The 25,868-nt window shown below is 31.0% G+C and carries 22 protein-coding genes and 1 tRNA gene; 3 read left to right on the top strand and 20 right to left on the bottom strand.

The features are described 5' to 3' along the window. Positions 1 to 298, top strand: a 298-nt coding sequence (locus BZARG_RS07610) for a transposase (protein WP_138280476.1), incomplete at its 5' end; no start/stop codon positions are given. Between the two features lie 2 nt (positions 299 to 300). Here the strand turns inward: BZARG_RS07610 and BZARG_RS07615 are convergent. Then, positions 301 to 681, bottom strand: a complete 381-nt coding sequence (locus tag BZARG_RS07615; RefSeq protein ID WP_008637116.1) for a hypothetical protein — start codon at positions 679 to 681, stop codon at positions 301 to 303. Positions 682 to 1,000: 319 nt separating this feature from the next. Between BZARG_RS07615 and BZARG_RS07620 the strand changes: the two genes are divergently transcribed. Then, positions 1,001 to 1,921 (top strand): tetratricopeptide repeat protein, encoded by a 921-nt coding sequence (locus tag BZARG_RS07620; RefSeq protein ID WP_008637172.1) that lies wholly within the window; start codon positions 1,001 to 1,003, stop codon positions 1,919 to 1,921. Positions 1,922 to 2,034: 113 nt separating this feature from the next. Here BZARG_RS07620 and BZARG_RS07625 read toward each other — a convergent pair whose 3' ends face one another. The 15 genes from BZARG_RS07625 to BZARG_RS07695 form a co-directional block, all read right to left on the bottom strand. After that, the gene (locus BZARG_RS07625) at positions 2,035 to 2,499 is read right to left on the bottom strand and encodes a hypothetical protein (RefSeq protein WP_008637039.1); all 465 of its coding nucleotides are present in this window, start codon (positions 2,497 to 2,499) and stop codon (positions 2,035 to 2,037) included. Positions 2,500 to 2,504: 5 nt separating this feature from the next. Beyond that, positions 2,505 to 3,086 (bottom strand): hypothetical protein, encoded by a 582-nt coding sequence (locus tag BZARG_RS07630; RefSeq protein WP_123766896.1) that lies wholly within the window; start codon positions 3,084 to 3,086, stop codon positions 2,505 to 2,507. Between the two features lie 4 nt (positions 3,087 to 3,090). Next, entirely contained in the window at positions 3,091 to 5,010 is a 1,920-nt protein-coding gene (locus tag BZARG_RS07635) for an ATP-binding protein (RefSeq protein ID WP_008637185.1), read from the bottom strand. After that, positions 5,010 to 8,630, bottom strand: coding sequence for an Eco57I restriction-modification methylase domain-containing protein (locus tag BZARG_RS07640; RefSeq protein WP_008637175.1), 3,621 nt, complete (start codon positions 8,628 to 8,630; stop codon positions 5,010 to 5,012). Before BZARG_RS07640 ends, BZARG_RS07635 begins: the two co-directional genes overlap by 1 nt. Then, complete coding sequence (locus BZARG_RS07645) at positions 8,630 to 11,941, bottom strand: helicase-related protein (RefSeq protein ID WP_008637132.1); 3,312 nt, start codon at positions 11,939 to 11,941, stop codon at positions 8,630 to 8,632. The genes BZARG_RS07640 and BZARG_RS07645 overlap by 1 nt, the downstream gene beginning before the upstream one ends. A 418-nt stretch (positions 11,942 to 12,359) precedes the next feature. Next, positions 12,360 to 13,232: a DUF6371 domain-containing protein gene (locus tag BZARG_RS07650; RefSeq protein WP_040288236.1), complete on the bottom strand. Its 873-nt coding sequence runs from the start codon at positions 13,230 to 13,232 to the stop codon at positions 12,360 to 12,362. A 379-nt stretch (positions 13,233 to 13,611) separates the two neighbouring features. Continuing rightward, positions 13,612 to 13,800, bottom strand: a complete 189-nt coding sequence (locus tag BZARG_RS07655; RefSeq protein WP_008637025.1) for a hypothetical protein — start codon at positions 13,798 to 13,800, stop codon at positions 13,612 to 13,614. A 4-nt stretch (positions 13,801 to 13,804) separates the two neighbouring features. Next, positions 13,805 to 14,857 carry an AAA family ATPase gene (locus BZARG_RS07660; RefSeq protein ID WP_237702582.1) on the bottom strand — a complete coding sequence of 351 codons (1,053 nt, stop codon included), beginning with the start codon at positions 14,855 to 14,857 and terminating at the stop codon, positions 13,805 to 13,807. A gap of 2 nt (positions 14,858 to 14,859) precedes the next feature. Next, positions 14,860 to 14,997: a hypothetical protein gene (locus BZARG_RS15770; RefSeq protein ID WP_008637112.1), complete on the bottom strand. Its 138-nt coding sequence runs from the start codon at positions 14,995 to 14,997 to the stop codon at positions 14,860 to 14,862. A 332-nt stretch (positions 14,998 to 15,329) separates the two neighbouring features. Next, positions 15,330 to 16,280, bottom strand: coding sequence for a hypothetical protein (locus BZARG_RS07670; RefSeq protein WP_008637075.1), 951 nt, complete (start codon positions 16,278 to 16,280; stop codon positions 15,330 to 15,332). A 164-nt stretch (positions 16,281 to 16,444) separates the two neighbouring features. Then, positions 16,445 to 17,821 (bottom strand): tyrosine-type recombinase/integrase, encoded by a 1,377-nt coding sequence (locus BZARG_RS07675; protein WP_040288238.1) that lies wholly within the window; start codon positions 17,819 to 17,821, stop codon positions 16,445 to 16,447. Between the two features lie 53 nt (positions 17,822 to 17,874). Further along, a tRNA-Met gene (locus BZARG_RS07680) sits at positions 17,875 to 17,947 on the bottom strand. A gap of 118 nt (positions 17,948 to 18,065) precedes the next feature. Next, a complete protein-coding gene (locus BZARG_RS07685; RefSeq protein WP_040288204.1) occupies positions 18,066 to 18,248 on the bottom strand; it encodes a CPXCG motif-containing cysteine-rich protein in 183 nt (60 codons plus the stop codon). A 69-nt stretch (positions 18,249 to 18,317) separates the two neighbouring features. Continuing rightward, on the bottom strand, positions 18,318 to 19,058 hold the full coding sequence (locus tag BZARG_RS07690) for a hypothetical protein (RefSeq protein WP_008637099.1): 741 nt from the start codon (positions 19,056 to 19,058) through the stop codon (positions 18,318 to 18,320). Between the two features lie 105 nt (positions 19,059 to 19,163). Next, a complete protein-coding gene (locus BZARG_RS07695) occupies positions 19,164 to 21,071 on the bottom strand; it encodes an ABC transporter ATP-binding protein (RefSeq protein WP_008637094.1) in 1,908 nt (635 codons plus the stop codon). 83 nt (positions 21,072 to 21,154) lie between these two features. Between BZARG_RS07695 and BZARG_RS07700 the strand changes: the two genes are divergently transcribed. Further along, positions 21,155 to 21,535 carry a DUF983 domain-containing protein gene (locus BZARG_RS07700; RefSeq protein ID WP_008637145.1) on the top strand — a complete coding sequence of 127 codons (381 nt, stop codon included), beginning with the start codon at positions 21,155 to 21,157 and terminating at the stop codon, positions 21,533 to 21,535. On the opposite strand, the gene BZARG_RS07705 is transcribed toward BZARG_RS07700, so the two are convergent. The 4 genes from BZARG_RS07705 to porL all read right to left on the bottom strand — a co-directional run bounded on the left by BZARG_RS07705 (position 21,528) and on the right by porL (position 25,867). Continuing rightward, complete coding sequence (locus tag BZARG_RS07705; RefSeq protein WP_008637079.1) at positions 21,528 to 22,571, bottom strand: NAD(P)/FAD-dependent oxidoreductase; 1,044 nt, start codon at positions 22,569 to 22,571, stop codon at positions 21,528 to 21,530. The genes BZARG_RS07700 and BZARG_RS07705 overlap by 8 nt on opposite strands. Before the next feature lie 96 nt (positions 22,572 to 22,667). Then, positions 22,668 to 23,567 (bottom strand): type IX secretion system ring subunit PorN/GldN, encoded by a 900-nt coding sequence (gene porN / locus BZARG_RS07710; RefSeq protein WP_040288207.1) that lies wholly within the window; start codon positions 23,565 to 23,567, stop codon positions 22,668 to 22,670. A 50-nt stretch (positions 23,568 to 23,617) separates the two neighbouring features. Then, complete coding sequence (gene porM / locus BZARG_RS07715; RefSeq protein ID WP_008637190.1) at positions 23,618 to 25,168, bottom strand: type IX secretion system motor protein PorM/GldM; 1,551 nt, start codon at positions 25,166 to 25,168, stop codon at positions 23,618 to 23,620. A gap of 51 nt (positions 25,169 to 25,219) precedes the next feature. Continuing rightward, entirely contained in the window at positions 25,220 to 25,867 is a 648-nt protein-coding gene (gene porL / locus BZARG_RS07720) for a type IX secretion system motor protein PorL/GldL (RefSeq protein WP_008637051.1), read from the bottom strand. Position 25,868 lies beyond the last annotated feature (1 nt).

Raw genomic sequence — 25,868 nt, forward strand, 5'->3', positions numbered from 1 at the left:
GGCCATATTAGTCATCGATAGGTTTCATGTTCAAAAATTAGCATTAGATGCTCTACAGGAAATTAGAATCAAGCATAGATGGGATGAAAAAGTAAGACAGGCAAGCTTTAAAAGCTTCAATACAATTGCAAGGACAATGTCTATACACTATCAAAATATACTCAACTATTTTGATAATAGAAGCACAAATGCTTCGGCTGAATCCTTTAATGCAAAAATAAAGGCATTTAGAGCACAGTTTAGAGGGGTTAGAAACGTGAATTTTTTCTTATTTAGACTGACAACTATTTTTGCATAATCCTAAAATCCCACAACTTTTGGACTTGATCCATTTAAATTACGCTTGTTTTGTTCTCGTTCCTGGTATTTCTGCGTATTGTCCTCAAATGGGTTGAAGCCTTCTTTTAGTAAATTTAAAAGCTTAGCTCTGTAAACGCTTAAAATTGCGAGACGATCTTCTTTGGTAGTATATCTATTAACGTTGCCATAGACATTCTTCATGCGCTGAAGTTTTCCAGATTCTGGATTTCTAAACGAGTAATAAACGTGCCAACGTTTCGACAAATCTCCGTTAGCATTATAAATTTTTGGGGCTGAAAAATTTTTCTTGTTTTGCAAACTGTGTTCTAGAATGTGTTCGTTTCCGTGTTCATTCGCAAGGTAAGAATTTAAATTAAACATAAAAAAAATGGTTTTGTGTGAACAAAACCATTGATTTTAAACTGATTACATTTAGTAGCGGGAACTGGACTCGAACCAGTGACCTTCGGGTTATGAGTTTGATAAAAACCCCAATTTTACGCTATTTTAATGCTTATTTTAACTAAATCATGTACTGATCGTGTACTCTGATTTATAATAAATTTCTATTCAAATATACACATTAATTTAAAAATTCAATTTTTAATTAGATTAAAATCTTAATTCAAAATTTTATCATGGTTAAAATTGATTATATTGATATACAAATTTACATATCCAATTAAGTGAAAATTAAAAGATGAAAAAAGTAATTGAAAATGCAAAATTAGAACAAGAGATTGCCCAATTTCTGAAAACCGAGAATTTTGAAAACTTAGGAGTTTATTATTTTAATAACGCAATGATTTGCCTTGAAAATAAACAGTTCAATGAATCATATGATTATTTAATACTTGGCTATAATTATATTACCTGTGATTGTGATAGTAAGCATTGGTATAAGAATAATAAAGTTGATCAAGTATTTAAAAATTCAATGAATTTTGATTGTCCAGCCTATAAAATTGAGTTTTTGAAAGCTTTTATTCATCTATACAATGGGCAAGGCACCCAAGCATTAATTTCCATTAATTGTTTTATAGATTTACAACCAAATAACGAAATTGGCTATTATTTGAAGGGTAAAATACTTAATCAACTGAACAAAAATTTTGAAGCCATTGATTTCTTTTTTAAAGCTCTAAAAATTAAAAGAACGAGCAAAACACTTTATAGAATTGGTAGAACTCGAGAAAAAAAACTAAAAATGTTTGGCTTAATTGATTTATATAGAGCAATACTTTTAAATCCATCAAGCGGTCATGCTCATTGGCATTTTGCAGAACACGCGATGTATAGAGGTGTGTTTCCCATGAAATTTAAATTTTTTTTTCAAAGCACTTTAAGTGAAAGTATTTTAATTAGAGCATTTAACCTTGGCTTGAGAATAGACGAAATTTATATTAATGAGGAACCAAAAAAGATGTTAAAGGATTATATAGATATATTAGATAAAACACTAAAACAATTCAAAGAACTATCAAAACCAGAATATGAAACTAAATTGTTTCACCCTAACTTTTATGGTCATGGTTATGATGATTTCTGTCAAGGTTATGATGATTATCTAACAGATGAATTTGGTAGTGATGCAAGCACAGCACATTGGAATATGGATTAAATAGCAATTTGAATAAATTGCATTTTCATTTCTTACTTAGGAATGCAGAGTACTGTTTCTTAAAAAACACCAATTAGAACGACAAACCCTTTCTGCCTCTAACATCATCGAGCTTATTTTTTCTTTTTGCTAAATTTTGGTGCATTGCTCATGTCATTAAACTTTGGGTATCTGCCTATCTCTTCAACATATATTGCCCAACAATCATATTCACATTTTGCAACTTCTCCCATTATTCTTAAATCATTTGGTGATGGGTTTTTAGTATCGCACTCAAAAGAACAGACTGCAACATAAATATTATTCTTTATTGCTTCATAATCTTGATATTGATATAAGAATCTATCAGCACCTCCGTGATTTATATTTTTCATTCTTATTGTAGCTCCAAATTGATTTAAACGATTTTTTAAACCACCTTTAGAATTAGTCATACCAATATATTCTAACTCTGGAATAAAACTAAACGTATTGAGTGATTTTTTTGATACTGCTATACAATAGATACCTGAATAATTTATACCTTCTAACGTATTTCTATCTTCCCATTTTACCCAATTTGTAAACCTATCTATCATATAAGCTATTGTAATAATGTGCTGTAATTACGTGTGTTTAGAAACTGACCAAAAGCAAAGAATGCCTCATCTAATTTCTTTAAATCCTTGATGTTATTTGCTTCTATAAATGGTAAATATCTTTCAAAATAAAATTGTTCTTTAGCCTTGTTATTTATTGATGTATTTGAAATGTTACTCCAATCTTCATTATGAATAAATAAAAATGCTCTGTGAATGTGTTGGTCGTAAATAGGATATTTATATGGTTTTATAATATGCAATAAAAATATCTTCCAAACTGTTGCTGGTAGGTTTTTAAACTCTTTTCTAAATGCATCTATATCTATTTCGTTATTACTTTTAAAAGTATTAATAATAGAGAGTTTAGCTTTGATTTTAGTGTCTAATGATTTTTGCTTTAACACACTTAATTTCATACCATTTTTCCAAACATATAAATCTTGAATATCGGTTTTAGTAAATGTTTGTTTAACTATTGATTTATTATAAATTGCTTCATTTGAAAATGTATATAGTTTAGACCAAGTTTTAATAAAATCTTTTAGATTAGTTGAAGACGCTTTTTTTAATACAACTAAATTCATTTTTTTAGATTGCATCAATCATTGATTGAACTGTGACTCCTTTTCGATTCAACATGTAGCTTTCAACATTAATTAAACCAATACCTAATTGTGTGCATTTTTCAGTTACAATTTGTTGTATTGATTCCTTTTCTATATTAATATCTTTAGTTTCTGTACCATTATCATTTATATAAGTAATGTTTGCTTTACAGAAATTTGAAAGTCTCTTGTAACTACCATCCTTTTCTAAAATCATTAACCTATCCTTTATAGTGATACCAACAGAATATGTAGTACCATCATTTTTTATAAATGCTATTTTAAATGTATCATTAGGTTTCGCTATTTGTGTATCACGTTTAATTAATACAAGTTTTTCTAATACATCATAAACTCTAATTAACTCTGACTTGTATATAGGCGAATGCAAATCATTATGAGCTAAAGAATTTAATATGACACTTTTATAAGTTTTCAAGTCCTTAAAATCTACAAAATCTATACCTTCCTTTGAGCAGAACCATTCCAAATGACCTATTTTGCCATTTAAATTTTGAGATTTAGTTTCATAGACACCATCATTGTTTGTTGATACTTCATATTTACTCTGATCTGGATATAGGTTGTCTAAAATCTCTTCACATTGTGTGCGTAGATAAATTCCTGCTGCTGGATAATCGTGATTATCTATATAGTATTTTGCTTTTTTTAATTTATTAGGGTGATTATAAATAACAGGTGTTTCATTCTCACTTAAAGAATCTACGTACATTTCTTTATATAACCAGTTATCTTTTAAACCTACGTTTCTTATTTTGTCTTTTAAATAAAAAAACAAACTCCTATCGTGAGTTAAAAATAGTAATTGATAATCTTCTGTGAATTTATTGGCTGGATCTAATAGAAAATCAATGAGTTTATCTCTATTATTCATATCTAAACTAATCATTACATCATCAAACACAATAAATTTAAGAATATCACCAGCTTCGGTATTTATCCGTCTTCTTAAAATTGTCAATCGAATTGATATAGCAATAGCAGTAATTTTTGCTTCATTTAAAAATGATTGTGGTCTGGTTATGGTTATTGGTTTCCCTAAATATTTTGTTATAACAAACTCTATTTTAAATGGGGTAAAATTAAAATTCACATCTGCTTTTTGAAATTTCAATTCTTCATAATGTAATTCAAAATCAATATCATAACCTAACTTTGCAAGCATAGTAGGAGCATTAACATTGATGAAATCAATCAAATCTTTTAACTCGTCATTAAAGTGTTTTGCAAAAACATTAAACTTCTTATTCTCTGGACTATTTTTATATACTTGAATTGTCTTTCCTTTGTCATTTTCTGTTATGCCAGGACCATTCATAATTTCCTTATACATATCCGAAGCATTAGTAAATTTTACGATAGAACCATTACGGATTAAATCTTTTTCAGGAAAGTTTAAATAGGAAAGTATACTACCTATAAAAATATCTGCCAAATCCATTTTATCACCATTCCAAAAGTCTTGAAATTTATAGAGTACTTTATAACTTATAAAATCTGAAGCTTGATTTACTTCTTTAGCTAAACTATTATCTTTAATTGCAGTATCTAATAATGAAACATTATATTCTAAAGGTGGTGTATGTTTAGTTTTTACATTTATAAATGAATCATAAAATAACGACTCACCAGTATAAATGGGTTCTGTATGGATATTTACTAATGATTGCGGATGAACAGAATGATGCTTAAAATATTTCTCTATGTCTTCTTTTTTATTTTTTAAAGAAGCCTCAAAAAGCGTATACAATGCCCAATAAATCGAACTTTTACCACTACCATTTTCACCATAAAGCAAAAGATGTTTGCCATCTAATTTTATAGCTTCTTGTTCATTGAAAAACTTGAAATTATGTATTTGTAAAGTATCTATTCTGCTCATTAGTTAACCGATTTTCTAATAACAGCCAGTGTATCTTTACTTCTTGTTTCAATTAATAATATTCTTTGACGGACTGCATTTTCTGGTTTTTGATACCACAAATAAAAGTCTTTTATAATTTCAGCATTTTTAACTTCGTCTTTAATATTTTCAATAGGTTCAGGGTTTATAAATTGTAAAACATCTAAACCTTTTTCTTTCATATGGTTTTCAAAATATAATTCGTAAACCATCATATCTAATACATCTTCTATATGGGAAGCTATTCGTTCATTTTCTGTATGACTTACAATATCTTTTTTAATAGGATCATGTAGATATAGTAGATAATCTGTTAACACTTTAAATATATCAATATTTGTAGGTTGTAGAACAGGAATATTTACTAATGGTTCTTTATCAATTTGATAATTATTTCCTTGCATTTTACCTTTAAAACGTAACCAGAAAGCAATGAGTTTAGAATTTAAAAGCGACGTTAAGTATTTTAAATCAAACCTATCAGTTTTTATAGAATAAAAAGTTTGGGAAACATAACAATCAAAATTTGTATAAGTAAAGCAAGGTTTGTTGTTCTTTCTTAAAGAAATTATTTTTTCTCCAATAAAAAAATCTTCATTTCTTGCTCTATGCAAGCCATAAGGCTTATTATCAGAAGTTATGATTGTAGAATACTTATCTAAATGACTTTTTATAGTTGGGTACGAATTGATATTGTTCTTAATATCGGATTTTGTATAAATAATCCATTCTTTATTTTCTTTATAGCCAAAATATCTGTGTAATTCTGAAGTTGAATAAAATGGTTTTATAATTTTATTTTCATCTTTACTTAAATTAAGATTATTTAATTCTTTTTCATTAAGCTGGAACACGCCTTCATTTAATTTAAAATCTTCTCCTAATTTATCTGCATTCTTTTTGTTCAGTTTATCTTGAGGATAAACAATTCCTTGAGCAATATCGTTACTACTTAAATATTCAATATTATTTTCAAGCACTAAATTAAGAACACTATCAATTCTTGGATTATTAAACGTAATTAATGAATCATAATATAAAGTACTATCAAAATCTAATATGTATTTTTCATCTATACCTACATCATTGTTAAAGTTTAAGAAGTGTTCTAATTCACTTTCCTTAATAGTATCATCTTTTAGTAATGAATATTTTAGAGGATATAAACCGGTAGGGATTTCTTTTTTAAGTAAATAAATCATAGTTTGAATACCAGCCGATTTAAATACTTTGTAATTCCAAAAATCTGTAAAGAGCTTTATTTTAGTTTCATTTAAAACCTTATTTCTAAAAATGGATGCTCCAGCACTTGTTATCCAATTGTTTTGCGCTATAAAACATTCAACACCTTTTTCTTTTAATAAGTCTATACTAATACAAGCAAATCCATACCATAAGTCCATTTTACCTTGATAATAATCTGAACTTCTAAAACCGTCAAAGGCTTCTTTACTTGTATATTCTTTTATATAAGGTGGATTCCCAATAACAATATCAAATCCTGTGTTCTCAGTTACTATAGGATTTAAAATCTCTGGAAAGTCTAAACGCCAATCAAAATGATTAAATGGTTTGTTATTTAATTTTAGAATTTCAATCTTTTCCTTTGTCCTTATCCAACCTTGGGTTTCTAACCATTTTTCGGTTTCTTTTTTAGTAAGTTTTTTACCTGTTTGTTTTTGATAGCCCTTGGTTGCAATCATTAGAGCTAATTGTTTAGATAAAATATCTAATTTTAAATCTCTAATTTCCTTTTTAAGAGCAGTTTTATGAGTTGCATCCGCTGTAAAAAATTGTTTTTGTTTATCAGATATAGTTTTTAATAATTTGGATTTTTCATTAATAATATCTTGTGCAAAAAGACCTGCAGAGGTATCGTCTGTACTCCAATCTATTTCAATTATTTCATTTTCAAATTTACCTACCAAAGAATTACCTACAACAATTTTATAGGCTAAATTTGGTAATGGTTTTGGTTCTTCTGCATCTACTATTAAACTTAACCAAAAACGTAGTTGCGCAATATCTACTGCACCTTTTTCTATGTCTACACCGTAAATAGAGTTTTGTATAATGTTTTCTTTTACAGTTGCAGGATTCCAATTACCAATATTAGTATCAAAAGCAATCCGTTCTTTTAAAGCAAATATTTCGTGTAATAATCCCATTGGGAATGCACCTGAACCAATTGCTGGGTCACATATTTTTACTTTATCTAAAAGATTGTTTAATTCAATAAGTTGGGTATCTGTTAATGCTTCTTTATTTTTTTGCTTTACAAATTGAATAATACCTTCTTTGGTGTTATCGCCTAAATGTGTAACTAAATATTCTATCAAGGATTCTTGTGTCATGTATTGCACAATTTCCTTTGGTGTATAAAAAGCACCTTTATCTTTGTTGTCTTCCAGTAAGTTTTCAAAAATATGACCTAACATTTCAGGATCTACAGCAATAGTATGTTCCTCTGGACTATTTTCGTAAATGGTAAAATTAAAACGATTAAAAAACTCAAATAAGTCTGTAAACAATTCACTTGGAAATACTAAAAAATCAAACTTTTCAGATTCTTTTTCAAATAGCCCACCATTTAAGTAAGGAATTTTAACGACCGTACCATCTGGCATTGTGAAGTCATCATTATTTCTTTTTTGATTTAAAGTATCGTAGAATAGTTTTGATAACCAAACTGGATAAAATGAATCATTTTCACCTGCTTGTTTAAAGAAGTTTTGAATAAAATTTTTGTCTCCATTTCCTTCTTTATAATTTGTATTGGTAGCACCTAACCATCCTTTTTTCTGAATAAAGTATAAGAATACAATTTGACCTAATAATTTTTTACAAAAATCTCTGGCATCTCTCTTTGCATCCTCATCGTTTTCGCTACCATTAAAGACAGAAGCTAAAAAAGGTGAAGCATTTTGAACTTTTATTAATTCATACTTACTGCCTTTCTTTTGAAATTCTTCTCCTGTTAAGAATTTTACAAACTTGGCGTAGTGTGTTTCTCTATATTCATCAAAAAACTCTTTAGACAGTGCCTCAACTGCAAATGCCTCTTGAATATCTTTTACTTTTATTTGAAATTTATTATCTAACTCTTGAAAACGGTCTATTGCTGTACGGTAGGTTTCATCATTATCGCCAAAAACATAGGTATAACGTTTTGGGTTGGTTTCTTTAGTTTGTACTTGACCTTCTTCAAAAAAGCTATCGTAAGCTATAAAAGAGAATCGCCAATGTTTATTGGTTACATTTTCATACTTAAAGGTTGCAAAAACAGCATTATTACCTATTATTAATTTTTTAACTAATGCACCTAAACCTACACGAGCAATTTTAACTTTACTAAAATCTTCAACTGTTACCTCGTAGAGTTCTATTTTACGATTATCGTGTGTATTAAATTCGCCATACTTAACTACTTTTTTAGCTGTACGTTTTTCTGTGTCTGATAATTCGACTTCTTGTTCACCATCTTCATCAAACAAAACAAAATCTTTAACCGAATTAAGAAAAATAGGTTTCAATACATTATCCTCGAATGATGTTCGATTATAATCTGAAGTAAATATTTGTGATAGTATATTTTCCATTATTTAGTTTCGATGTAAGATTCTGATATTACAATTTGTGGTTTGCTGAATAGTGATGCTCTTTGTGCCTTAATACGAGCTGTATCACTAAAATTCATTTGTTTAATTACATCATTAAATAGTGTTTCAATTACAACATTAACATCATTTATAGTGTTTTTTTTCATAAACTGATAAATCTTATTTGCTAACTGCCTGTGAGAACCGTTATAGATTTCATCATGAGCCCTCTTCAATTGATTCTTTATAAATTCATTTTCAGTTAAACCAATATACAATTCTAAATCACCTATTACTTTATTTTCTCTTTGTGATAATTGAGCTTTAGTTACATTTTTTGTTTCAATTTTTTTTGCAATAGTTTTAAAGTGCGTTAAGGCTTTTGTGACTTGTTTATGATGATTTTCTGGTAGTTTAACAGCTTTCTCTTTACTGTTTGCCTTAAATATATTTGCAGCGTTTACAAAGGTTAATTCGTGTACTACATTATTTTCGTCAGTTTTATAAAATACTCCAGGATGCCCTTCACTTTTAATATAAGTTATTGACGCATTATCTACATTAATAAAAGAATCTATCTTACTTGCTTTACGAGCAATACGAGATTTTTTAGGAATGTTTTTTATCTCATTAAATTTATTAATATTCTTATTTTTAAAACTCCTTAACTCTTGTAAAAGTAATAGTGTTTCATTTAGCTCTTGTTTTAATTTAGAACCATACAAACCAGCTTCACCTACTTCTTCTAACTGCGAATAGATTTGACTATCCTCACCAAATACACTATGAAATGCTTGTAGCTTTTTTATTGCTGTATTAGTTAGTTTTATTTGATTATCTGATTTATCTGATGGGTAAAAATTAAAAACGTGTATTTCGTCTGCTTCTGTACCAATACGGTTAACTCGACCAATACGTTGCATTAATCTTGTTGAGTTCCAAGGAACGTCATAATTAACAATTACATTAGAACGATGCAGGTTTATTCCTTCCGCTAATACTTCAGTTGTAAAAATTAGATTGTAATCATTTTTCCAATCTACTTTATCTTGATTTGCATCAAAATTTTCTAATATGGTTGGAAATTTATCTTTTCTATTAGCGGCACTAATAGTCAATATTTTTTCAATTCCTATACTATTTAAAGAATCACTCAAATAATTTATGGTCTCTTTTGATTCAGAGAATATTACTAACTTACCAGAATGATTATTCTTTGTATTTAAGAATTTAGTTTTTAAATCTGCTATAAATTTATCCAGCTTAGGGTCATAATCAATTTTAGCCCATTCATCAACTAACAATTTTATTTTCTTTTTATCTGCCTTTAATAAATCAATAAAGTCTTCTTTAAAAGCACCATCTCCATAGGTTTCATTATTTCCACCTTTTTCATTCATTTTCTTTTCTAACTCTTCCTCTTTACCTTCATTAAGGTATTTGTTTACATCAACATCAGGTGCTATATATACTTTGCCATCCTCGAACATCTTAATCATATGATTCGTATTCGTATGTAACCTTGATAATGACATTTTAAAAGCATAGAAACTACTTTCCAAACGTTTTACCAATAACGTTTTCATTATTGCAGCTAATCTCTTTGAAATGGATTCTACATTACCATATCGTTTTCTGTCCTCTTCATTTATTAAAAACTCAATAGCTCTATATCTATAAAACCCGATACCATCAACAGGGTTTCTATTTTCATCCATTGATGTCAACATGGTAATTGTAGTATCGAATAATTGACTTAATTCATCGTCAAACTCGTATCTAACTTCGTTAGGTGGATTTATTTTAGGAAATATAATGCCTTGTTCGGTAATATCTTTTTTAAAGTCCTCATTGTTTTCAATATCAGTACGACTTCTTCTTATGACTAAAGGTTCTATTACCTTATCTCGAATTTTATCGAAAATAGCTTTGACCTTTTTTATATCAAGAATATCATCTTTTTTTAATTCATCATACTCATCTTTTAGAGGTGTGAAAAATGATTGTAAATCTTTCACACTTGGCAGATTAGCATTCCTTTTATCTTGAAATAAATAGATTTGATTTTCAATATCAGCAGGATGATTATTTAATGGTGTAGCAGAAAGTAACATTACTTTTTTACGAGTATCTCCATTAGACCCTGGTATTCTTCTATCTGTTTTTGTAATTGTTTGCAATTTCTCATACATATTAGAGGTGTCATTTCTAAATTTATGAGCCTCGTCAATTATAATTAAATCGTATTCATTTGGATTAGGATAATTTAGATACTTATCTTCCAAAACCTTATGAAGACTCCCTGTTGACACGAAGTAAGTATTGTTATCTATATGAAAATCTTTAATTGTTGTTTTCCAGTTATCTTCTAATGCAGGTGGATAGATTACTAATATTTTAGAATGGTACCCATTTTCAAAGACAAACTTCTTTGCTATAATTGCAGCAACAATCGTTTTACCTAATCCAACAACATCTGCTAAAAAGAAGCCATTGTATTTCATCAATTTCTCATAGCCTTCAATTGCGGCTTCTGATTGATAAGTAAGTCTTAAATATTTATCTGGAAGTAATAAATCAATATTTGTTGGATCGTATTCAATACGTTTACCAAAATATTCAATTAATAATTTAATATATAGTTCAAATGGTGTGAAGTTATCATTTAAAAATGTTTCCTCTTTTAAACCAGAAATGTCGACGGGTAGAATATCTATTGATTCTCTCCAAAGTAATTCAAACTCTTCTGTAGCAAAACGTATATCATCGTAATCTCTTAATTCAACATTAAATTCGTAGTTTGATTTTTCTCTTGACCCTAAACCAGATTCAGTAAGATTAGAAGAACCTGTTATTACGCTACCTGTTGAATATTCGTTAAATTCTTTGGGTTTAAAGATGTAGATTTTAGCATGTAAATTCTTTTCAGGATGCGCTTTAATCGTTATTTTTTTACTTACAATATCTTCTATGAATTGTAAAATCCCATCCTCTATGTCTTTTGAGTAATCAGCTCCTTGAATATCCTCTTTTAGTTTTTTTATAAACTCATCTTTGGTTTCTTGTGGGTCTATAATATGCTGTTGACCTAATGAGTGATATTTCTCTAAAATTACATCTACATTTATTCCTACTAAAATGCGAATTTCAGGTATGTTTTCTAAATATGGTCTTAACTTGAAATACCCTGTAGCTCTAAAATAGCCAACTAAAGCATCGAAATTATGGATGTTAGGTAAGTTCTTGAAAACTCCTTCGAACTTTTTTAATAAGCTGTTATTTGATTTATTAGTGAAAAACTTTGTTGACATTAAACTTGTTTAAATTATGTCATAAATTTAACAATCTTTTTGTCGTTGACAGTGGAAATTGAAAAAAAATAAAATTACGCTATACAAGACTATTATTACAACAATAGCGAATCAACGTTACATTCAAGGTGGGTTTCACAAATACATTAAAAAGAAATATTGTGATATAATTCGGAAGTTGGAGATTTACTCGTCAGTATAGCACCTAAATCTGACCTGTAATTGGCCTGTGATAATTTGATTACGTACTGTGATTGACCTGTAATTGACCTGTGATAGTCCTGTGATTTTGACTACACAAGTGGTCAAGTTGATGACAGGTGTAGTCAAAATCGCAGAAATTATCGCTTTCTGATGGTTAAAAAAGTTATTGTTTTAAAAATTGGTTAAACATAAATATCCTAAATGAGAATCTAAATTAAGCTACCTTTTTAGAAGGCAATAGAAAATCAACCAAATCATCACCAGCATCAAGGTCTAAACTTTCTAATAAATGGCTACAAGTTATGCTATAACCTTTCTTTTTTAGTTGTTTCGCTGTTTTATTCCAATCTTGAAATTCTGTTTTATCGGGAAAAGCAATTATTTTACGGTCTTGCAAAGGTTTTAATAGCTTAGATTTAAAGTTAGATTTACTACCTGTTGCCATCCAGATAATATCTCGTCTAAAAATGCTCAATATAATAGCTGTTTTTTCTGACTCTACTATTCCAACTGTTTTAATGTCACTTTCACATAAATTATGAAATCCAAATAAACATTGTTGTAATACAAAATCCTTAATGTGTAATACACGATGTAACCATGAAATATAACTGAATGGCTTCTTGACTCTTTTACCTGTATATGCATCATACAACATCACTTTTCCAGCGTGAACCGTAATACATTCGTCAACTTGAAGAAATACCGTAGCACCTTTCCAATGATTTGACGTTCCTATAAAAAACTTTTGTATGACCTCCTCCACATCTACTGAAGGGAAAAACTGTAATAAATATAGAATAAAATTGTTTTCCATGTGATTCTTACCAAACATAGCAATAGTATCATCCTTATGATAAGTTGGTATTTCTGGCTTATAGTTTTCTGGGAGTATTGAGATAGGTGTATTACCTTTTGGCGTAAAATGATAGGCACATTTACCTTCTCTATCACATCTGCCAATATGGTGATCTAAATAGTGTTTTGTTTCTGTTTCTATATACTTCACCAATGTGTTTTTCTGACATTGTGGACATCGAAACTTTTTACTTGACTTATCTAATTGATATTTGTAGGTATTATTCATAATAGTTGTTGGTTGGTTAATTATTCTTGGGTTATTAGCTCGTAAATTTCGTAGCATTCGTAATGAATACGAATATTACGGGGATTACGAGGATTACGAATTTTACGAGGGCTACGACTTGATTTTCATTTTAGTTTTTAATCGCCATAAGCGTTAATAGCATGAAAATGCACATTACACATCGTGTATATAATTTCAAGCCGCTAACACAGAGCGACATAAGACATTCACCATCTTTTCTAAAGCAGTAAACGTTCTATTAAAAGTTGTTTTAAAGTTCATATGTAGCATTCGCAAGGGTCGTAACATTCGTAAAATTCGTATTTATCGTAATGGCTACGAACCTTACGAATTTTATGAGGGGTTACTGTTTGGGTTTTCATATATTCAGTTTATCAAATAGGTATTCTAACGCATCTTCATCTGTGAATTTTACTTCACCTTTGGTCTCGTCAATTTTACTTGGAAATTTTACAGGAAATATTTCAGATTTCAGCATATCGTATAGCTTCGCCAGCTCTTCCTGCGGAAGTGCTTTTGCTACACGATATACTGTTGATGCATCCATTAGCCTATTTATCTAATCGTTTCAAGGTGTTTCTGACTGTCCCTTCACTAATGCGTAACTTAGATGCTATTTCTGTGTTTGGCAAACCTTCTTCTTTTAAGTCCATTACAGTACTATCCCGATCTGAAATATCTGAAGTGGTATAATGTCTTAAATGCTCCTCTTCGGATCCAATTCCTTCAAATACGAATTTCAAGAAGTTATGAGGGTTCTCAATTTTGCATACAGCCACATTTTCAGCGTGAAACACTTGCTCTGTATTACGCTGCTTTATCTGTTTGAGATAACGAAGTGCTGGCATGGAAGCACTTTCCCCAATAGCAAAAGCACTATCACAAAAGTTCATGAGCATCTTACTACCCGCCAAATCATTTTTGGTGATTGGTTTGGTAGCATCACGTTTAGGCGTATGTGCCAGCACTAAAATTGAAACCCCATGCTTTTTATTAAGTGCTTTAAGATGCTTCATAATTACAAGTGCATCTTTAGCTCTTTCATTATCACTTTTTAGATAGGTTATATTATCAATGATTAAAACTTCAGCTTTATGCTTTTCTATAACTGTTTCAAATGAATGACATAAATAATCCTCGTAGTCCTTAAATTCTCTTGGCACATCGGCTTCTGTATTAATTTCTACTCTTAAAAAATTATCATGAAATATGTAGTGATCCTTATAATCATCAGAATACCGTTTTTCAAATTGTTTATCTGACAACTCAAAATCAAAGTAAGCCACTTTTTTAGATTCGGCTTCAATTTCAAAGCCATCTACAGCTTTTCCCTTACTTATACTATTAGCCATTTGTACAGCTAAAATTGATTTACCTACGTTTGTGTCTGCAAACAGAATACATAATTCACCTTCAAACCAAAATTTATCAAATAACAGTTTTGGTATAGGTCGCATTTTGGCTTCCTGAATCCATTGATTTGCAGGTTTAACAAGAAAACAACTGGTAATGCTTTCTTGTTCTTTAGTTTTTTCTTGAAGCTCATCTATGTCATTATTGATCATTTCAAGTTTTTCTGGTTCAATTGTTTTTCTTTCTTTCATGTTTAAGCAAAAATAAAATGTTTGTCCATTAATACTTGTCGCACATAGGCCGATACCGTTTGATTGTTTTCTTCCGCTCGTCTCTCAATTTCTTCACGCAGATAGTCCTCAATACGGATAGTTAATCCTGTTTTCTTCATGATTTTTTAATTTTTAGGAGGTTTAATAAATAAGGAAACCACCCTAAGATTGATCTAATCTTGAGGTGGTTCAGTTTTGCAAATCCGAATAAAGGTGATATCACCTTAACTGGATTAACATGTCTTTGCTCTAAAATGCTTAAGTAAGCATCAGTAGCTTTAATAAAATTTTGCAGTGATTCGTTCAACTGGTTGTCCATTAGATTTATGTTTAAATTCTAATGCCAATCTACAACGGCTTTTAAAAAATTAACCAGTTGAAAACATGGTGGAGAAACGTTATTTCATAGTTGAAAACATGAATTTGCGGTGTTTTAGAAAAATCATAGTTTTTATACGGCAAATCCCTTAAATTCTTCTAAATAACCATCAACTCTTTGTTCAGTTGGGCTACCAACAATAAGTTCAATCTTTGGAATATTTGTTATTATAATTCTGTGTTCATTCCGCAGATAAATCATGAAGTCAGATTTACTGCCCTTTATTAATTTTAGCTTATCAATAACATGATATAAGCAATTAATGCTCGAAGGGACATTTTCTGAAAGATTGTCAATAGTCATATGAATCGTAATAAACGAATCTATGGAAATGAAGATGTTTTTGTACTTATAGAATACCTCTTTACTTTTTGCTGCTTTTGAAAAATAAGTATCAGTCTCAAATGAAAATCGATCATTTAAGCTTATCAATATTTTTAATTGAGATTCAAAACAAATAAACTCATTAATAATGTCATTATCATTTACAAGCTCATTACTGAAAAACTCTAAATTACCATATAGGTGTTCAAATATAAAGCTACGGATCGCTGCATTTTTCTTATATGCTTTCCTTCGATTACTTAAATATTCTAAACGATTTTCATTACCAATATTTTCTATTCCTAAAACAGAAATATTCCTTTCAATTTTATTAAATCCCTCAACTTTTAAGTCTTTATATAAAATGTTAAAGTACTTTAGAGCAACTCTCTTTTGTTCAACGGTCGTTAATCCATATATCTCATCGTTAAACTCATTAAAGAACCCCACAAAATTGTTATCAATAAAATGTTCATAACGGTTTAATAAAAGTTTATAAAACTCATCTATCAAATTTCTATTAGGCTGAACGATGGATTTCAAGGGCACTTTTACACCTTTATGAAAAGCTTCTGAAGCAGAGATATTGCCAGTATGTAAAACATCTTCATAAAAATCGTTTAGAACGAGAATCTCGTCTTGAGTAGCTATAGATTCTTTTTCAAATTTTTCTCTTTGAAGGATTCCAAAATATTTCATATTATTATAAAGGGTTTAAAGAGTCACGAAAATAACTTTTTACAACAACAAAGAAGATTAGCTTGAGCCTCCATTTTTTACCAGAAAAAACACCTCTTACAACCTACTGTACTACAGCAAACTACAATGTAATACGAAGTAGTACGTTGTAGTAAAAATAATAATTAGTTTAAAAAATGTGAAAAATCTTCTGGTAATTCAGCATCAATATCTCGCAAGTAACTTTCCAAAGCTGTCATAGATGAATGACCTGTTATAAGCATGAGCTTACTCTTTGCGGCGTTAGGTGACATGTTTGGTTCTTTAGATAGCTCTCTGTAGAGTTCTGAAGTCGTGGTATGCCTAAAACTATAAAGACCATAATCTTCATTTAATCCGAAATGATCTTTTACTTTCTTAAAACGTTTTGTGAAATAATCACGTTTACTGGCTTCAGTCACATCCCATATTCCACCTATTTTCCAAAGATTAAACAAATCATAACTTTTAGGTAAAGCTGATAAATCAGGTAGTTTATCAAAAAGTATTTCTGGAATTATCTTTTCCTTTACCGCTTTATTTTTGGCTTGAACTTGCATTTTCATATCCTTAAAATTCAAGTCACCCACCTTTAGCCTACAAACCTCCATAGGCCTTAAAAAACCATAACATACAAAATCCACAAAGAGCGATAGTATAGGATCATTTTCCTTCATATAAATCTTGATGTCGTTCAACTGTTCGGAATTATAAGACTTATTTCGTTTAGCCTTGGCGGTCAGCTTCTTTATTTTTTTGACGAAATTAGTTTGTAATACATCATTGTCAACTAATGTTTCAATGAATGAACCTAAATCGGTTCGCGAATTATTACGATTACGGGGACTTGTCTTTTGTAATACAGTATTTAAATATTGTATTACAGTCTTTTTATTAACAGCTTCTATAGAGTCCGTTTCCTTATAATCATTCTCATAAAGCCATCTGTAAAATTGATTTATACGACTTCGGAATTTTGGAAAAGAATTATTATTTAGTACTTTCTCTTTAGTATCTAAAACTATTTTTTTAGCATCCTCGAGCGTGATGATAGCTTCGTCCTCTTTTAGAATCAAAGGTGTGTTTTCAACAACTTGCTTCCTAACGATAGGCGTTGTTACTTCTAAATTTTCTACTTGCTTTACAACGGGTTTACCTGTCAGAATTGCTTTAACATGAGAATTATCTTCCAAATAAGGATTATAACCTGCATCCAAAATATTGATAAGATGAAATAGAAGTGGTTGCAAAATTTGTAGCCGTTGTTTCTTGGTAGAATAACTATTAGCCGAAGCCTTCATTCTTTTCTGTTGTTTTAAATATCCCGTGTTCGGATCTCGAAAAGAAAAATAGATATACCAGTCTTTTTTAAGTGCCTCTGTTTGTTGCTTTTTGGTAAGTTTAGACCAGCGGTAAACATCCACTCCGCCAGTGTAAATTTTGGGTTCGTTGTAGTTAGGTTTCATAGGCAAATCATGTACTGAATCATGTACCTGCAATATAAAGCTTAAAATTGAAGTCATAAAAAAAAGGGTTGTGAATACACAACCCTTTGATTTAATTAGCTTAAGCTTCGTAGCGGGAACTGGACTCGAACCAGTGACCTTCGGGTTATGAGCCCGACGAGCTACCTACTGCTCTATCCCGCGATGTGATTTCCAAAGGGCTTTTTAGCTTTTAACTTATCGGTTCATAATGCCGACTCAACCATTTGGGACTGCAAAGATACAATGCTTTTTAGATATAACAAGGATATTTTAAATAAATTTATTGCTCAAGATTAATCGCATTAAACATAACCAACGTTTGTCCTTCAAATTTAACTGATATTTGTATCGGGTTGCAGCATATTTCGCAGTCCTCAACATATTCTTGTTCAGGCTGTGAACTATCTAAAAGCATTGAAATTGTTTCCCAACAATAGGGACATTGAAACTCGTGTTCATTCATGAAATTAAATTACAAAAAAAGAGGTTATTAAAAAATAATAACCTCTTTAAAATCATGTTAATAAATTTTTTAATCATTATCTGTAATAACAGATCCTGAATTTAAGTCCATCATATTTGGGTTGTTACCGTTAATTAGACTGATGTACTCTTGAGTTAACTTGTTGTCGCTTACCATAAATGTTTTTAATTTGGGAAAATAAGACAATGCAAATGGTAAATCGCCAGCCAACTCATTATTCGCTAACACCAACTCCTCTAGTTGTTTTAAGCTCATAATTTCAACTGGAATCTCACCGCTAATCTTATTATCGATTAAACTTAATTTCACTAATTTATTCAGAGCACTAATTTCTGTAGGTATCATGCCTGATAATTTGTTACTGCCTAGTTCTAATATATGGAGACTTGATAAGTTACCAATTTCTGAAGGAATTTCGCCCTCCAACCTATTCATGGCAATATTTAATGTTTCCAATCTTTTTAAATTACCTATAGATGATGGTATAATGCCAGTTAATTTATTTAAACCTAAATTCAAATGCTTCAAGTTTTCTAAATCACCTATTTCATGCGGAAGAGAACCTTGTAAGTTGTTAAATTCTAAATTTAAGGCAACTACTTGATCATTCTTAACAGTTACACCATACCAACTTGCAATCGGTGTTGCTAAATCCCACGTATTAATCCATTGGTTTCCATTTGTGGAATTATAAAGCGCAACAAGTGCTACTTTTTGCTTGATTGGAACATTTGCAAAAGAAGTAAAGGTTACAAATAAACATAAAACAAAAAGGTTAATAGCTTTCATAAGCAATAAATTATATAACAATACTAAAACTATTATAGACTAAAAACAATTTTAATCGACGAAATGCACTGTTTTTTAAGATTTAACTATTGGAAGCGTCTTAGATTATCCTAAATCTTCCAATCCTTCTTGAACTTTCTCCCAATCTTGCATCAAACTTCCAAGTTTATCTTTTTTGCCTTGATAGCTTTCGAAAAAATTTGAATCGGAAACAACTTGATCATAATTTGTTGCCAGTTTTACATCAATTTCTTTGATATCTTTTTCTAATTGCTGAATTTTAGATTCAATATTACTCAACTTATTGTTTAGCGATTTAAATTTTTTCTGATATTCATAACTCTCTTTGTTACTTTCTTTTGGTGTTTGCTTTACAACATCGCGCTTTTCAATTTCACGTAAGTTTTCAACGTTTCGCTGCTCTAAATAGAAATCGATATTTCCGAGATACTCTTTTATTTTATGATCTTTAAATTCATAAACCGTATCAGTTAAATCTTGAAGAAAATCTCTATCGTGAGATACTAAAATCAACGTACCTTCAAACTGCTTTAAAGCATCTTTTAATACGTTTTTAGATTTCATATCTAAATGGTTCGTCGGCTCATCCATGACCAGCACATTGAATGGCTGCAATAATAATTTAGCAAGTGCTAAACGGTTTCGTTCACCTCCAGATAGTACTCGAACATATTTATCTACTTCATCACCACGGAATAAAAATGAGCCTAAAATATCGCGTACACGGCTTCTGTTTTTCTCATTGGCAGCGTCAATCATAATATCCAAAACGGTTTTATTTCCATCTAAATATTCAGCTTGATTTTGAGCAAAATAGCCGATCTGTACATTATGGCCCAGTTTTAATTCACCTTCATGTTTTAATTCACCAACAATAATTTTTGCTAATGTAGATTTACCTTGACCATTCTGGCCAACAAATGCTGTCTTAATATCACGGGCAATATGTAAGTCAATGTTCTTTAAAACGGTTAAATCGCCATATCGTTTGGTAATATTAGATGCTTCCACTACCACGCGACCTGGAACCACAGAAACTGGAAATTTAAGCGTCATCACACTATTATCGTCTTCATCCACCTCCACGCGATCCATTCGGTCTAACTTTTTAATTAAGGATTGCGCCATGGTAGCTTTAGATGCTTTGGCACGAAACTTTTCAATAAGTTTTTCTGTCTGTTCTATTTCTTTTTGTTGATTTTTCTGCGTTGCTAACTGCTGCTCTTTAATTTCTTGACGTAATACCAAGAATTGCGAGAAGGGTTTGTTATAATCGTAAATACGACCCAGAGAAATTTCAATAGTTCGGTTTGTAACATTATCCAAAAACATTTTATCGTGCGAAACAATTACAACAGCTCCCGAATAGTTACTTAAAAAACCTTCTAACCAGATTATAGATTCTATATCCAAGTGGTTTGTTGGTTCATCCAACAGTAATAAATCGTTATTTTGTAATAACAGTTTTGCCAATTCGATACGCATACGCCAACCTCCCGAAAAAGTATCGGTAAGCTTATTAAAGTCTTCTCGTTTAAATCCTAGACCCTGAAGAATTTTTTCCGTTTCTCCTTGATAATTATAGCCTCCTAAAATTTCATATTGATGTTGCATATCATTAACATCTACCATTAACTGATGGTAAAAATCACTTTCATAATCGGTACGTTCGGCCAATTGCGTATTAATGTGATCGAGTTTAGCTTCAACTTCTTTAATTTCTTTAAAAGCTTCATAAGATTCTTCCAGAACAGTTCTCCCTAAAACAAAATCGATATCCTGCTTTAAAAATCCAATTCTTAAATTCTTATCCGATGCCAATTGTCCGGAATCTGGCTCCATTTCTTTGGCTAGAATTTTTAACATGGTAGATTTCCCTGCCCCATTTTTTCCAATGAGACCAATACGATCGCCAGCGGTTATTTTAAATGTTATTTCTTCAAAGAGGTAATCACCTTGAAAGGATACGGAAAGATTGTGGATATTGAGCATTATATTACAATTGTTACTGGACTATATTAGATAATATTCTTAATTTTGCATTTCTTACAAGCGGCAAAAATAAACTAATAAACATGATAAAAAAAGGAACGAAGCTTTATAGTATTTTCACGGGTGCTTGTCCAAAGTGTCATGAGGAATCTATGTACGTGAATAAAAACCCGTATATCTTAAAGGATGTACAGAAAATGCATGAAAACTGTAAGCATTGTGGCTTTAAATTCTACATAGAACCATCGTTTTTCTATGGTTCCATGTATGTTAGTTATGGCGTTGGTATTGCCTTTGCTGTTGCTGCTTTTGTAATAAGTTTTCTTTTTTTAGGTAGTAATTTAATGACTGCGTTTATTGCCATCATAGGGACGCTTGTTGTTTTTTCGCCTATTATTATGCGTATATCTCGAAATATCTGGATTAATATGTTCGTTAATTACGACGAAGAAAAGGCTAAATAGGAAACCTACTTATTGAAATATCTGGGTTTAATGCTTGCTTATTTTCTATCCAATTAAACAATTGTTCTGCCGCGTAAGGTGCTATCATGACGCCACGCGAACCTAAACCGTTTAACACATGAAGATTCTTATATATTGCATGCGTCCCCACTAAAGGTCTTCTATCATTTGTAGTGGGACGAATCCCTGCCTTATGACTCGTTATTGTAAAAGGTGCCGTTAAAAAGGTTTTCAATTTAGTAATAAGTTCCGTTTTACCAGCTTCCGTTGGACTGTTTGTTTTATCAAAACGATTATAAGTAGCACCAATATAGTAATCATCATTTGTTATAGGCATAATAAAAACAGCCGATTTAATAGCATAACTTATTTTCAAATCCGGTGCGTTTATTCCTAAAACTTCACCTTTGGTTCCATTTAAAGGCAGATACTTGAAAAACGGATTTTGCTTTAATCCAAACCCTTCGCAAAACACTATATGATTGGCTTCGTGATTTTTATAGTGAAGTGTGCTGGAGTTTATTTGCAAATCTTCATAATGAAAGCCATCAGTAATTAACTGGGACTGGCTTTCCAAATAGTCTTTATAATTAGTAATTAGCGCTGCTGTATCTACCCGACCAGCATGAAAAACTTCACCTAAATTAAAGGGTGCATCAATATGATCACCATCATTAGGTACCAGCTTGGTAGACATATAAGATTCCAACTTTGGCTTATCGGTTGCAGTAAACCAGGTGTTTTGTTCTTCTACGGAAGCAAATTTCCTATATAATTTTAATTTATAATCCAATTTAACACGCAACAACTCCTCCAACTCTTTATAATATGGTAATGCAAGCGCCAACTGTTCATCTGCCATCCACACTTCGGTAAAGCGTTTTAAAATAACTGGATTATACATTCCTGCTGCCACTATGGATGATTGTTGAGACGCATTATCAAAAACCAAAAAAGTTTTGTTTGCTTTACGTAATTGCTCACAAAAAGCAACACCAGCTAACCCGAGACCTACTATAAAATAATCTATTTTCATAGGCACAAAGATACTATGGTTTTCGAATTAAAAACATGATTAAACAAAAAACGCTCACTTAAAAAGTGAGCGTTTTATTTATTTAGTAAGCTAGATTTAATACGCCCACATATCTAATTCAAAGTTTCTAATCTTCTCCTTAATTCTATTGGACTCTAATAATTGCATCAACGCATTTTCTGCTACATATTCAGTAACCTTACGGTCCCCATATACGTTTTCTTCTTGGTAAATATAGCCGTTAAACCGTCTAGAGTTTAACAAGTGATCATAAGAAAATGGCATAGAGCTATTTTTATTATTAAATGCTTTTGCTTCATGTAAGACATCGCGCGCATCTGGATAAAAAACCCAAAATAATGCAATTGGTTCTTTATTCGCCACATCATCTGAATCGATAAAGTTAACGTCTGGCGCTGCAGGTGCAATACCGATTAAACGATACTTCATTTCTCCTTGACGCTTATCGAAATACCAAAGTCCTTTAATCAGGTATGCACTCACATCGTAAGCTGAAAGTTCACGCTTAATAATATATTCTGGATCCACGTACCCTTCAGCGTTATATTGCTCATAGCCAATATCTAAAGTATCAATTTTACTCATACTTGCTCCTAAATCCTTGAGTGTACGAGGAGCTGTAAAATACGAATCATCATAAACGGTTTCTAAACTACCGTCTTTAATGCTCTTTAAAAGAACATCAAATAACGAACGTCTATGCTTTCCAATATTATTGGTATCCACAGGATAATACAATGGAAAGTTAACGCGCTCATCAAGAACAATGCGTTCCCAAGTCATTTTAGAAAACAAAATGTCTCTATCATCAATATAGCCGTATTCTAACGGTTTATCATTGTCTACTTCCTTTTGCGCTTCTGTACGTACCCCAATTTCTTCAGGAGTTTTTGCATTTAGCAAGTTTGTCTGTGCAAAAGAAGTAGCCATAAAAGACATACCTAAGACGGTTAATAAAAAACTTTTATAATTCATCGGTTCTAATTTTAATTGTAAGGGCTTAACATCAATTGCTAAATCCTATATTAGTTTGATAATTCTACAATTACCGGTGACACTCCTTTTAATTTATAAGATGAGTTACCTTTAATTTGCGCTGAGATATCAAAAATTGATATTTGGTCTCCACGTCTTGCTTTACGTAAAGCATTTTTAGCCTGACTGTTTAATCTACTTCCATTAACATTAACAGATGGCTGACCAGGAATTTTTACTTTAAATGATGTTACCTGAATTGGTAATTCAAAATCAAAATCGTCTAACAAAGCTCCGATTGTCGAAATTTCAAGACTATTACGTGGTAACTTAACGATTCCTGTTTGTCCACTAACTGATCCTGTTGGTTTTGGAATATCTTTAATTCTGAAAGACGCTCTATCGCTAACTTTAGACCCATCAGGTAATGTACCCGATACATTAATTGTTACCTCACGTCCAGAACCTGGATTCATAGTGTATTTACCAGTTCCAGAACCTTTGCGTAATCCTGCAGCAGTTGCCGACACGTTATTATCTGAAACACCTGCGAAGGAAATAGTCATTGGGTTTGAAACACCACGATAAACAACGTTCATCTTATCAGCAGAGATAGTAGCAGAATTTGGCCTCGGTACCACTGCATAAGTACTCTTTACAGGAATAGAGATAATAGAATCACCTTCTTTAAACTGAAATTCACCAGTAATCTCTCTTTCTCCAACAGCACCTGCAGGGAAATCTAGTATTGTTTTACCAGCTTGCATTGATTCTTTAGATAACGTTTCACCATTAATAACTACTTTGTCTGCTTGTAACGTATTATCTTTTTTACCTAAAATAATAGTTCCTGTAAAGTTTTCTCCTGAGAAGAAAGCTGTTTTGCTCGGTACAACAATTGCGTCAAAGTTTGTTAAAGATGCTTCAACTTTTAATTTACCAGCTAACATAGATGATAAAACTTCGGATTGAGTTGTTTTAACGTCAGCCTGCAACTGTGTCATTTTAGTTAAAGATGCTACCAAAGGAAAACCTTTGTAGTTATAATCTAACCATTCAACTTTATTGCCATCTCTATTTGTTACAACGCCCGTTGAAAATTTATCTTCCACATCTTTAGCAATACCAGCCATATCAGGATTCTTGCTTAAAACAGCCATCACACCATCTCTATAAGAGTTGATTTGATCCATAAACTCTTGCCCTTCTGGCTTTAACTTATCGCCTTTAAACCACAGATTATTTAAAAAATCTGCTTTATCCATTACTTCGTAATCACGAGCGTCCTTCACCGTAGCGGTCATTTGCCCTTTTAGGTCTTTTAGATATGCATCAAATTCATTTGAGAGTACATTAATTTGATCAGCTTGATTTTTTAACTCTATATATTTAGCTGGTTGTTCTACAACTTTTTCAGCTAAACCGGCCATAAAGGCCTCATTTCTATTAGAAGTCGCTTCATTAGATACGACTAATTTTTCATTCATTAATCCAAATGCAGAAAGTACTTCTTTTGACATATTCAATGCTAACATCGCAATGAAAATTAAATACATCAAGTTAATCATTTTCTGCCTCGGTGATAATTTTGCTCCTGCCATTTCTAATTTAGTTTTTAGTTAATTAGTTAAAATTGATATAACTAAACTTAATTAGTTTTTGTTCATTGCAGTTAACATTCCTCCATAAACACCGTTTAGAGATGACAAGTTAGATGCCAATGATAGCATTTGCTCTTTTAACTTCTCTGCATTCTCAACAGATTCTTCGTTGATAATTGCCTGACGATTAACACTTTCTAATTGCACTTTATAAAGACTATTTAGAGACTCCATTTGTGCCGCAGCTAAAGATAATTCTTCACCATACTTTTTAGTAGCAGCCATTGAGTCTACAGATGGTGCAATACCTTTGGCAGCACCTTCAAAGTTTTTAATACTAGTTCCTAAAGATGCCATTAACTCACCGTCAATTTTAGCTTCTTTTAATAAATTATCCAATTTTTGGGATAATAAGCCTTGCGCTTCTTGTGTCTCTTCCTTATTTTTAGTCGTTGCCGCCATACTTCCGGATAATTCTGGATATACTAAAGCCCAATCCAATTCATTGTCTACAGGTTCAAAAGCAGAAAGCGCGAAAATAATGGCTTCTGCAACAAGACCGATTGTTAACATCACGTTACCTGTTAATGGCCCTATTTCAAAGTGTGTAATTTTAAATAATGCACCGATAATAACAACAGATGCTCCTAATCCGTAAGCCATTACCATAAATTTCTTGAATCCTCTTGATTGTGCCATA

The organism is Bizionia argentinensis JUB59, assembly GCF_000224335.1.
Classification (GTDB): Bacteria; Bacteroidota; Bacteroidia; order Flavobacteriales; family Flavobacteriaceae; genus Algorimicrobium; species Algorimicrobium argentinense.

Excerpts from the sequence above, each read along its gene's own strand:
- BZARG_RS07615 (WP_008637116.1), bottom strand. The coding sequence starts at position 681 with ATGTTTAATTTAAATTCTTACCTTGCGAATGAACACGGAAACGAACAC.
- BZARG_RS07620 (WP_008637172.1), top strand. The coding sequence starts at position 1,001 with ATGAAAAAAGTAATTGAAAATGCAAAATTAGAACAAGAGATTGCCCAA.
- BZARG_RS07625 (WP_008637039.1), bottom strand. The coding sequence starts at position 2,499 with ATGATAGATAGGTTTACAAATTGGGTAAAATGGGAAGATAGAAATACG.
- BZARG_RS07630 (WP_123766896.1), bottom strand. The coding sequence starts at position 3,086 with ATGAATTTAGTTGTATTAAAAAAAGCGTCTTCAACTAATCTAAAAGAT.
- BZARG_RS07635 (WP_008637185.1), bottom strand. The coding sequence starts at position 5,010 with ATGAGCAGAATAGATACTTTACAAATACATAATTTCAAGTTTTTCAAT.
- BZARG_RS07640 (WP_008637175.1), bottom strand. The coding sequence starts at position 8,630 with ATGGAAAATATACTATCACAAATATTTACTTCAGATTATAATCGAACA.
- BZARG_RS07645 (WP_008637132.1), bottom strand. The coding sequence starts at position 11,941 with ATGTCAACAAAGTTTTTCACTAATAAATCAAATAACAGCTTATTAAAA.
- BZARG_RS07650 (WP_040288236.1), bottom strand. The coding sequence starts at position 13,232 with ATGAATAATACCTACAAATATCAATTAGATAAGTCAAGTAAAAAGTTT.
- BZARG_RS07655 (WP_008637025.1), bottom strand. The coding sequence starts at position 13,800 with ATGGATGCATCAACAGTATATCGTGTAGCAAAAGCACTTCCGCAGGAA.
- BZARG_RS07660 (WP_237702582.1), bottom strand. The coding sequence starts at position 14,857 with ATGAAAGAAAGAAAAACAATTGAACCAGAAAAACTTGAAATGATCAAT.
- BZARG_RS15770 (WP_008637112.1), bottom strand. The coding sequence starts at position 14,997 with ATGAAGAAAACAGGATTAACTATCCGTATTGAGGACTATCTGCGTGAA.
- BZARG_RS07670 (WP_008637075.1), bottom strand. The coding sequence starts at position 16,280 with ATGAAATATTTTGGAATCCTTCAAAGAGAAAAATTTGAAAAAGAATCT.
- BZARG_RS07675 (WP_040288238.1), bottom strand. The coding sequence starts at position 17,821 with ATGACTTCAATTTTAAGCTTTATATTGCAGGTACATGATTCAGTACAT.
- BZARG_RS07685 (WP_040288204.1), bottom strand. The coding sequence starts at position 18,248 with ATGAATGAACACGAGTTTCAATGTCCCTATTGTTGGGAAACAATTTCA.
- BZARG_RS07690 (WP_008637099.1), bottom strand. The coding sequence starts at position 19,058 with ATGAAAGCTATTAACCTTTTTGTTTTATGTTTATTTGTAACCTTTACT.
- BZARG_RS07695 (WP_008637094.1), bottom strand. The coding sequence starts at position 21,071 with ATGCTCAATATCCACAATCTTTCCGTATCCTTTCAAGGTGATTACCTC.
- BZARG_RS07700 (WP_008637145.1), top strand. The coding sequence starts at position 21,155 with ATGATAAAAAAAGGAACGAAGCTTTATAGTATTTTCACGGGTGCTTGT.
- BZARG_RS07705 (WP_008637079.1), bottom strand. The coding sequence starts at position 22,571 with ATGAAAATAGATTATTTTATAGTAGGTCTCGGGTTAGCTGGTGTTGCT.
- porN (WP_040288207.1), bottom strand. The coding sequence starts at position 23,567 with ATGAATTATAAAAGTTTTTTATTAACCGTCTTAGGTATGTCTTTTATG.
- porM (WP_008637190.1), bottom strand. The coding sequence starts at position 25,168 with ATGGCAGGAGCAAAATTATCACCGAGGCAGAAAATGATTAACTTGATG.
- porL (WP_008637051.1), bottom strand. The coding sequence starts at position 25,867 with ATGGCACAATCAAGAGGATTCAAGAAATTTATGGTAATGGCTTACGGA.